The sequence below is a fragment of the Actinomyces bowdenii genome (genome assembly GCF_017592395.1).
GTDB classification, from domain to species: Bacteria; Actinomycetota; Actinomycetes; order Actinomycetales; family Actinomycetaceae; genus Actinomyces; species Actinomyces bowdenii.
This window is the reverse complement of record NZ_JAGFOU010000024.1, coordinates 44,045-52,064: the sequence shown is the minus strand read 5'-3', so window position 1 is coordinate 52,064 and position 8,020 is coordinate 44,045. Positions and strand designations below refer to the sequence as shown.

At 71.7% G+C, this 8,020-nt stretch carries 4 protein-coding genes; all 4 read right to left on the bottom strand.

All coding sequences use genetic code 11. The features are described from left to right. Nucleotides 1–37: 37 nt before the first annotated feature. The gene (locus J5X07_RS10510; protein ID WP_208479768.1) at nucleotides 38–3,109 is read right to left on the bottom strand and encodes a LamG domain-containing protein; all 3,072 of its coding nucleotides are present in this window, start codon (nucleotides 3,107–3,109) and stop codon (nucleotides 38–40) included. Between the two features lie 200 nt (nucleotides 3,110–3,309). Continuing rightward, on the bottom strand, nucleotides 3,310–3,984 hold the full coding sequence (locus J5X07_RS10505) for a hypothetical protein (protein ID WP_244925039.1): 675 nt from the start codon (nucleotides 3,982–3,984) through the stop codon (nucleotides 3,310–3,312). Between the two features lie 86 nt (nucleotides 3,985–4,070). Further along, complete coding sequence (locus J5X07_RS10500) at nucleotides 4,071–5,498, bottom strand: hypothetical protein (protein WP_243896742.1); 1,428 nt, start codon at nucleotides 5,496–5,498, stop codon at nucleotides 4,071–4,073. A 236-nt stretch (nucleotides 5,499–5,734) separates the two neighbouring features. Continuing rightward, on the bottom strand, nucleotides 5,735–7,525 hold the full coding sequence (locus J5X07_RS10495) for a hypothetical protein (RefSeq protein WP_208479767.1): 1,791 nt from the start codon (nucleotides 7,523–7,525) through the stop codon (nucleotides 5,735–5,737). Nucleotides 7,526–8,020: the final 495 nt, after the last annotated feature.

Below are 8,020 nucleotides of genomic sequence, written 5' to 3'. Positions count from 1 at the left end.
GGGGGGGGGGCCGGCCGCTGGTGGGCTCAGGACTGGCTCAGAGCTGGCTGACCCTGATCCCCTCGATCGAGAGGTTCACGGTCTCGGGACCGGCGGATCCGGAGATGTAGGTGTTGATCCTCACCCACCCCTGGTCCTTGAGGGCCCGCTCGCTGTCGACGACGTCGACGCCCCACTCCTCGGGCTCGGCGTCCCCGACCCACAGCTTGGCCTGGAGGACCGTGGAGGCCTCACCGGAGACGATCATGCGCAGGTGGAGGGTCTGGCCCGGGGAGTAGCCCTCCTTGAGCAGGATGGAGCCCAGGACCGTCTCGCGCTCCTCGATCACCTTGGAGATCGTGACCACCGGGGCTCCGGCCGCCCCGACCTGCACTTTCGCCTGGTACTGGCCCGCATCCGTGCCCCGCGCCACGTAGGAGATGAATGCGCCGTTGCCGCCGGGGATGGCGTCCAGGGAGAAGTCCAGGGTCGCGTCGGTGGATGTGGATTTCAGGACCTCGGAGCGGATCGCGGAGGAGGAGCGCGCACCGGTCATGGCGATGCGCCCGGCCGAGTCGGCCACGGAGAAGGAGCGTCCATTCCAGGTCGTCTCCCAGGCGCCCCCGGTCTCGGCCCTGCCCCATCCGCGCTCGAGCGTGCGGTCGAAGCCGTCGGCCAGCAGCGGGGTCTGGGCGGGCGGGTCCTGCGGATCGCGGTCCGGCTCCACCTCCTTGCCGCTGCCCAGGGTGTAGTGCTGGGCGATCTGGGCGGGGCCCAGCGTGCTGCTGTAGACGGCGACCTCGTCGATCTCGCCATTGATGAAGTGGGAGGAGGGGGCGCCGTTGACGCCCTGGAGCAGGTCGCCGCCCACGCGCCAGTACCCGGTGTAGTCCTCACCGGCGGTGAAGGTGGAGTCGAAGGCGGCCACCTTGCCGTCGACGTAGAGCGTGGCGCCCGCAGCCGGGCTCAGGGTGGCCACGACATGGTGCCACTGGCCGTCGTTGTAGCTCTTCTCGGAGGTCACCGTGGACAGGGTCCCCGGGTAGAGCATGAAGCTGAGAGTGCCGTCATTGCGCATGTAGACGATGCGGTCGCGCTTGGCCGAGCTCCCGGTGGCCGAGGAGCCGAAGCCCACCACGGCGCCACCGCTGGTGGACTCGGTGCGCACCCAGGCCTCCACGGAGAAGGTGGAGGGGGCCCGGGAGGCCGAGACGGTGGCGGCGTTGCTCGTCTCCCAGCGGTCCGAGCTCAGGCCCAGGGCCGATCCGGTGCCCAGGACGGACTCGGCGCCGCGGGTGTAGCGCGAGCCGTGGAGCCTGAGGTCGCGCCCGGCCACGAAGTCCGATGCGGTGTCCCCCTCGGTCTCATCCAGGGGCCAGTAGTGGGCGGCGCCGTCGGCCAGGACGCGGCCGCCGTAGGGGCTCAGGGCCTCGCCCTCGCCCGCGGTGATGGTCACCCAGTCCGAGTAGGTGAAGGCCCCCCAGGGGTCGGTGACCACCACCCGGTAGCGGTGGGTGGAGCCCGGCTCCACCACGTCGGTGGCCGACAGGTTGGACGGCTCCCAGTAGCCGGCGGTCACGGTCTGGGTGCTGATCGGCTCGGAGCGCTGGGTGTCGCGGTAGACCGTGTAGGTCAGGGACTTGTCATCGCGGTCCCAGTTGGTGGGGAAGGACAGGGTGACCACGCCGGCGCGCGGCGAGGCGGCCGTGACCTTGTAGGCCCCGCCCTTGATCATGGGGCCCTGCTCGTTGGGAGAGGTGTCGCGGCGGGCGAAGCGCACCAGGCCCTGCTGGGCCCTGCCGTTGACGGCCAGGAACTCCCCGCCGTAGACGACGTACTGGTCGTTGCCCTCCACCGTCCAGGCCGCCTGGTTGGTCTTGGTGATCCTCCCGGCCTTGAGGTCGGGGTAGAAGTTGAGGTTGGTGGTGCCGTTCTGGCCGCCGTAGCTCTCATACCCGCGCCGGGCATTGGGCTTGACCGTACCGGTGGCGGCGTTGGTGTAGGCCACGGCGGAGTGGTAGCGGGCGGGGGCGCCCTCGGGGAAGCCCCCGATATTGGCGCAGTCGTGGGCGTGGCTGGCGACGTAGACGACCTCGTCGGCGGGGTGCAGGGCGTAGGAGTCGCCGTGGCAGTCGGCCATGTAGTCCATGTCGCCAGTGGCCCAGTCGGCGCGGAACAGCCCCTCGAAGGCCCCGGTCATGGCGTAGGACACCCCGTACAGGCCCTTGTCGTCGGCCTTGAGCTCCATGACGCCCGCCCGTGGGCCGGCGGTGCGGATGACGGAGGTGAGGCTGTTGCGGCGCAGGGCTCCGGAGGGCTCCAGGACGGCCATGCCGAAGCCGGGCCGGCTCGACCCCTCCACGGAGGTGAAGGATCCGCCGATGGCGACGGCACTGCCGTCGGGGGCGGCGGCGATGGTCCGGACGAAGAGGTCGTCGACCTCGGCGGAGAAGTCGGTGAGCCTCTGCCCGGCCAGGTCGAAGGCCGCCACGCGCTTGCGCTCGGCGCGGTTGATCTGGGTGAAGACGCCCCCGAGGTAGAGGGTGGAGCCATCGGCCGAGACCTCCAGGGCCTTGACGCTGGCATTGGCGGCCAGGGGCAGGCTCCGGCGCTGGCCGTCGGCGGCGCCCACGGCGCCCACGCGCCAGGCGTTCTCGCCGTTGAGCGTGGTGAAGTCGCCGCCCAGGTAGATGACCGAGCCGTCGGCCGAGGCCTTGACGGCGTTGATCTGGCCGTTGGTGGTGGGCGCCCAGTCCTTGAGCTCGCCAGTGGTGATGTCGTAGGCCAGGGCGTTGGACCGGGGGCTCTCGCTCTGCCCGGCGGCAGCGCCTGCGGGGCGCGCGGCGGAGAACTGCCCCACGGCGTAGACCGTGGTGCCGACAACCGCCTGGTCCCACACCACGCCGTTGATCTGCACCGTGGGGAGGCCATCGGCCGCGACCGTGGTCGGCTCCCCGCCGGCCCCGGGGGCAGCGGCCTGCTCGGCGGCAGGGGCGGCGTCGGGCTCGGCGGCGGCCGGCGCGAGGGGGAGGGTCAGGGCAGCGAGGCCCAGTGGCAGCGCCGTGATAGCAGCGAGGATGCCACGCAAAGGACGAGCGGGACGCACGCGCACTCCATTCAGGATTCTCATGGGTAGGAGAGGGATCGCCGGATGAGGGGGCCGGCGGGGACGAGCGACCCTACCACCGTTGAGATGCAGGATCGTGATCAGTCCGACGATGAGTATCACTCAACACACCCCCCCCCCGGCCTTGTTGATCCTCACGAAAGAAAAGTGCGCACCGGACCCTCCTGGGTCCGGTGCGCACTGCGCGGGGGATGACTCGGGGCTCAGCTGGGCGCCGGGCCCTCGAAGACGGCGGCCGGGTAGTCGGCCCCCAGGTCGACGACGACGCGCACCTGCCCGCGGCCCTCGGCCGGAATGGTGAAGGCCCGCTCGATCGACTGGGACTCGCCCGCGGCCAGGCTCGCCGGGATGACATCCGAGACGCTGGCGACCTCCTCGGCGGGGGCGCCGTCGGCGCCGTAGGTGACGGTGACGACCAGTCCACTCAGGGACAGCGGCTCGGAGGAGGTGTTGGACACGGTGACGGGCACCACCACGCCCGCACCTCCGACCTCACCGGGCCCCGCCTCCAGCTCCTGGGAGCGCATCTGGCCGATCTGCACCGAGGCGGCCTCGTTGACGGTGACCGCCTGGTCGGTGCCCACGGCGTCGAGCTGATCGGCGGACAGATCGCCGCGCTCCACCGCGCCCGGGTCGACGCCGGAGGCCGAGGGCACCACCGGGCTCTCAGGGGCGGCGGTCGGGTCCGGGGTCTCCACCAGTGGGGTGGGGTCCCCGGCCGGCGCGCTCGCCCCTCCGGAGGCTGGGGCGGTAGCGCTGGAGCTGCCGGAGGAGGGTGCGGCGCTGGTGGCATCCGCACGGCCATCGCCGTTGGAGCCGCAGCCGGTCAGGGCCAGCGCCACAAGCGCGGGCAGGATGAGCATGCGTGAACGTGACACGACGGGCAGCCTACGACGCCGCTGGCGCGTTGGCACATCCCGGGCGGGGCGCCGGCCCTCCGGGCGGCTCTGGGAGGAGGTGTCCATCACCAGCCCCAACCCCAGCCCCAGCCCCAGCCGTCCCAGCCGTTGTCGTCGTCCTCGCCGCCATCCTGACCGCCGTCGTCCCCGGGGTCCTCCCCCTGGGGATCGTTCTTGTTGCCGGAGGTGGAGAAGCGGACCAGGCCCTGCTGGGGGGTGCCGTTGACGGCCGTGAACTCCCCGCCGTAGACGATGTACTCGTCATTGCCCTCGACGGTCCAGGTGGCCTGGGAAAGACCGGTGACATTGCCCAGCTGGAAGTTGGGCAGGAAGTTCTCCATGACCGTGGGGGCGGGCTGGCCCTGGTGGTTGCGGTAGCCCCAGGCGGTGTTGCGGCGCACGGTGCCGGTGGCCTTATTGGTGAAGGCCACACCGTGGTAGTACCGGTTGGGGACGTCCCCGAAGCCCCCGATGTTGGAGCAGTCGTGGGTGTGGCTGGAGACGTAGATGAAGTTGGCGGTGGGGTGGACGTCGTAGGAGTCCCCGTGGCAGTCGGCCAGGAGGTCCAGCTCGCCGGTGCTCCAGTTGGCCCGGAACATGCCCTCGATGGTGCCCTCGGAGCGGCTCTGGGAGTAGGCCACGCCGTACAGCCCGTTGGCGTCCGACTTGAGGCTCATGATGCCGGCGTTCCTGTCGGCATTGCGCACCACGGTGTTGACACTGTTGCGGCGCAGGGATCCGTTGGGCTCCAGGATGGCCAGGCCGTAGCCGGGGTCGGAGGAGCCCTCCACCTCGGTGAAGGAGCCGCCGATGGCCACCGCGCTGTTATCGGCCGCCACCGTGATGGAGCGCACCATGAAGTCGGCGACATCCGGGGCGAAGTCGGTGACGCTCTGCGTGGCCAGGTTGATGGCGGCGGCGCGCTGCCGGGCGGACTTGTTGACCTGGGTGAAGGCGCCGGCCAGGTAGAGGGTCGACCCGTCCGGGGAGATCTCCAGGTCCATGACCGAGCTGTTGGTCGCCACGCTGAAGGGCTGCTTCTTGCCGTCGGCGGCGCTCACCGCCCCCACGCGCCAGGCGTTCTCGCCGTTGAGGGTGTTGAAGCGCCCGCCCAGGTAGAGGACGGAGCCATCGGCGGAGGCCTCGATGGCGTTGATCGCGCCGTTGGTGGTGGGCGCCCAGTCCTTGAGCTCCCCGGTGGTGATGTCGTAGGCCAGGGCGTTGGACCGGGGGGACTCGCTCTGCCCGGCGGCGGCGCCCGCGGGGCGGGCGCTCTTGAACTCGCCGACGGCGTAGACCGTGGTGCCGACGACCTCCTGGTCCCAGACGATCCCGTCGACCTGCACGGTGGGCAGGGGCTCCGGATTGGCCGGGGCGGCCTCCTCGGCCGCCCGCGCGGAGGGGGTGATCGCGGGGGCCAGTAGTGCTGCCGCAGTGAGGGGGAGTGCCGCCGCGACGGCGAGCACAGGACGGAGACGACGGACAGGACTCAACAGATACTCCTCATGGAGGCGGGAAGGTGAGGTGGAGGACAACCGGCTCGGGAACGTCTGCGAACGGGCGTGACGACCGGCTGATGCCAGGAGACTAGTACATCGGTAACACTTGGATAACGGGTGCTGCACGCTATATTTCCCGATCGGTGGTGAGTATCCTCACACGCCCTGGAGGCCCGCCCGTACCGGGGATATGAACCGGATTCTCCCGCCCAGTGGCCGCGCTCGACCGCCTACTGGTCCTGGTCCCGGCGCCGGTCCTCCCCGCTCTGCGGCTCCGGGCCGTCCTGCCCGCCCGGCGGCGGACCGGAGGCCTCCACCTCGATCCTCTCCGAGCGCGTCCAGGCGCCCCAGGAGTCCCAGACCACGACGACGTAGCTGTGCGCGCTGCCGGCCTCCACCTCGTCGCGCACCTCGTGGGTCGTGGTCTCCCAGAAGGGCAGGTCCTGCTCCGAGGTCCAGATGGGCTGCTGCGCCCGGAGGGCATCCAGGTCCCCCAGCGGCCCGGGGTCGCGGTAGACGGCATAGGTCAGGCGCCTGTCATCGCGGTCGCGGTTGGAGGGGATGCTCAGCTGGACGACTCCCGGCTCCGTCGAGGCGGCGCTCACCCGGTAGGCCGCGCCCTTGTCCACCGGCCCCTCCCGGTTGGGCGCCACGTCGCGGCGGGCGAATCGCACCAGCCCCTGCTGGGGGGTGCCGTTGACCGCCGTGAACTCCCCGCCGTAGACGACGTACTTGTCGGTGCCCTCCACCGTCCATGTGGCCTGGGACATCCCGGTGAAGGAGCCCGGGGTGAACACCGGGTGGAAGTGCAGGCTGGCGGCGGCCGGCTGCCCGGTGTGGCTGGTGTAGCCGGGAACGGGGCTGGGGCCCACCTCGCCGACCGGCTCGCTGGAGAAGGCGGGGGCGTGCCAGAACTGCTGCTGCTCGGGGAAGCCCCCGATCATGGAGCAGTCGTGGGCGTGGCTGGCGACGTAGACGACCTCACCGGAGGGATGGACGTCGTAGGAGTCGCCGTGGCAGTCCGCCATGAGCCCGACCTCGCCCCCGCTCCACTCGGCCCGCACCATGCCCTCGAAGGAGCCTGACATGGAGTAGGACACGGCGTAGAAGCCCCGGTCGTCGGAGGCCATGCCCATGACCGCGCTCTCGGTCCCGCCAGCGGTGATGACGTCGTTGACCTTGGCCCGGCGCACGGCGCCCGAGGGATCCAGGACCGCCAGGCCGGGCCGGGCCTGGCCGCCCACCGAGGTGAAGGAGCCCCCGATCGCCACCGCGCCGCCGTCCCTGGCCACGGTCAGGGCGCGCACCGCCATGTCCTCGACCTGGGGCGCGAAGTCCGTGATCCGCTGGGCCCCCAGGTCCACCGCCGCCACGCGCCGGCGGTCCAGGCCGCTGACCTCGGTGAAGGCGCCCCCGAGGTAGAGGGTGGAGCCGTCGGCGGAGACCTCCACGGCGTGGACGATGCCGTTGGCCCAGGCCCCCAGCGGCCGGCGTCCGGCGTCCGCGGCGCCCACCGCCCCCACCCGCCAGGCGGGCTCACTGTTGATCGAGGTGAAGTCCCCGCCCAGGTAGACGGTGGAGCCGTCGGCGGAGGCATCCACCGCGCGGACCGTGCCGTCCACCCGCGGGGCCCAGTCCTTGAGCTCACCGGTGGCGATGTCGTAGGCCAGGGCGTTGCTGCGGGGCACCTCGTCCTGCCCGGGCGGGGAGCCCGCGGGGCGCGCCGTGGTGAACTGCCCCACCGCGTAGACCGTGCCGCCCACGATGGTCTGATCCCACACGACGCCGTCGATCTGGACCGTCGGCAGGGCATCGGCCGCAACCGTCTGCGGCCCCGGGGGGCGCTGCTCGCCGGAGTTCTCATCGAGCTGCTCGCCCTCCCGCTCGGGGGCCTCGTCGGCGAGGGCCGGGGGCGCCAGGACCGCCGAGCCCGCAGGGAGAATCGCCAGGAGGAGCGCCAGGACCGCGAACAGTATTGATACGGCTGGCGATGCCGGCCATGACGTGAGGCGTGGGTTCACAGGTCTCTCCCTTCGGGGTCGCACAGGTGCAAGCGCCGGATCACCGGGCCGCCTCTTGGCGCGCACCACCGGCCATCGCCTCAGCATGACCTGCGGGCCCCGTCAGGAGAATGGGGAGCGCTACCGATGCGCACGCACTTCCATGACAGCGTAAAAAACCTCTCGGCGCACGCATGGGCGCCTCCTCCCCGCGGCCGCTTCCGCCTCTGAGCAGCACGAACACGCCACTCGGCCCGGGCGTGTCGCGCCGGGGGCCGGGCGGCCCCGGAACGGCGCGAGCAGCCGTGGGCAGCAGATGCCCGGCGCGAGCCGATACCCTTCTCCCGGCGGGCAGACCCGCCGTCGGCCACCGCCAGTGAAAGGCCCGTTGTGTCCTCAGTGCCCCCAGCCTCCCCCGCCGCTCCGCCCTCCGCGGGCCCCCTGCCCCGCCTGCGCGCGGTGCTGCCCGGAATCGCCGGCCGCCCGATGCGCAGGCCCGACCCCTCGCGCCTGCGC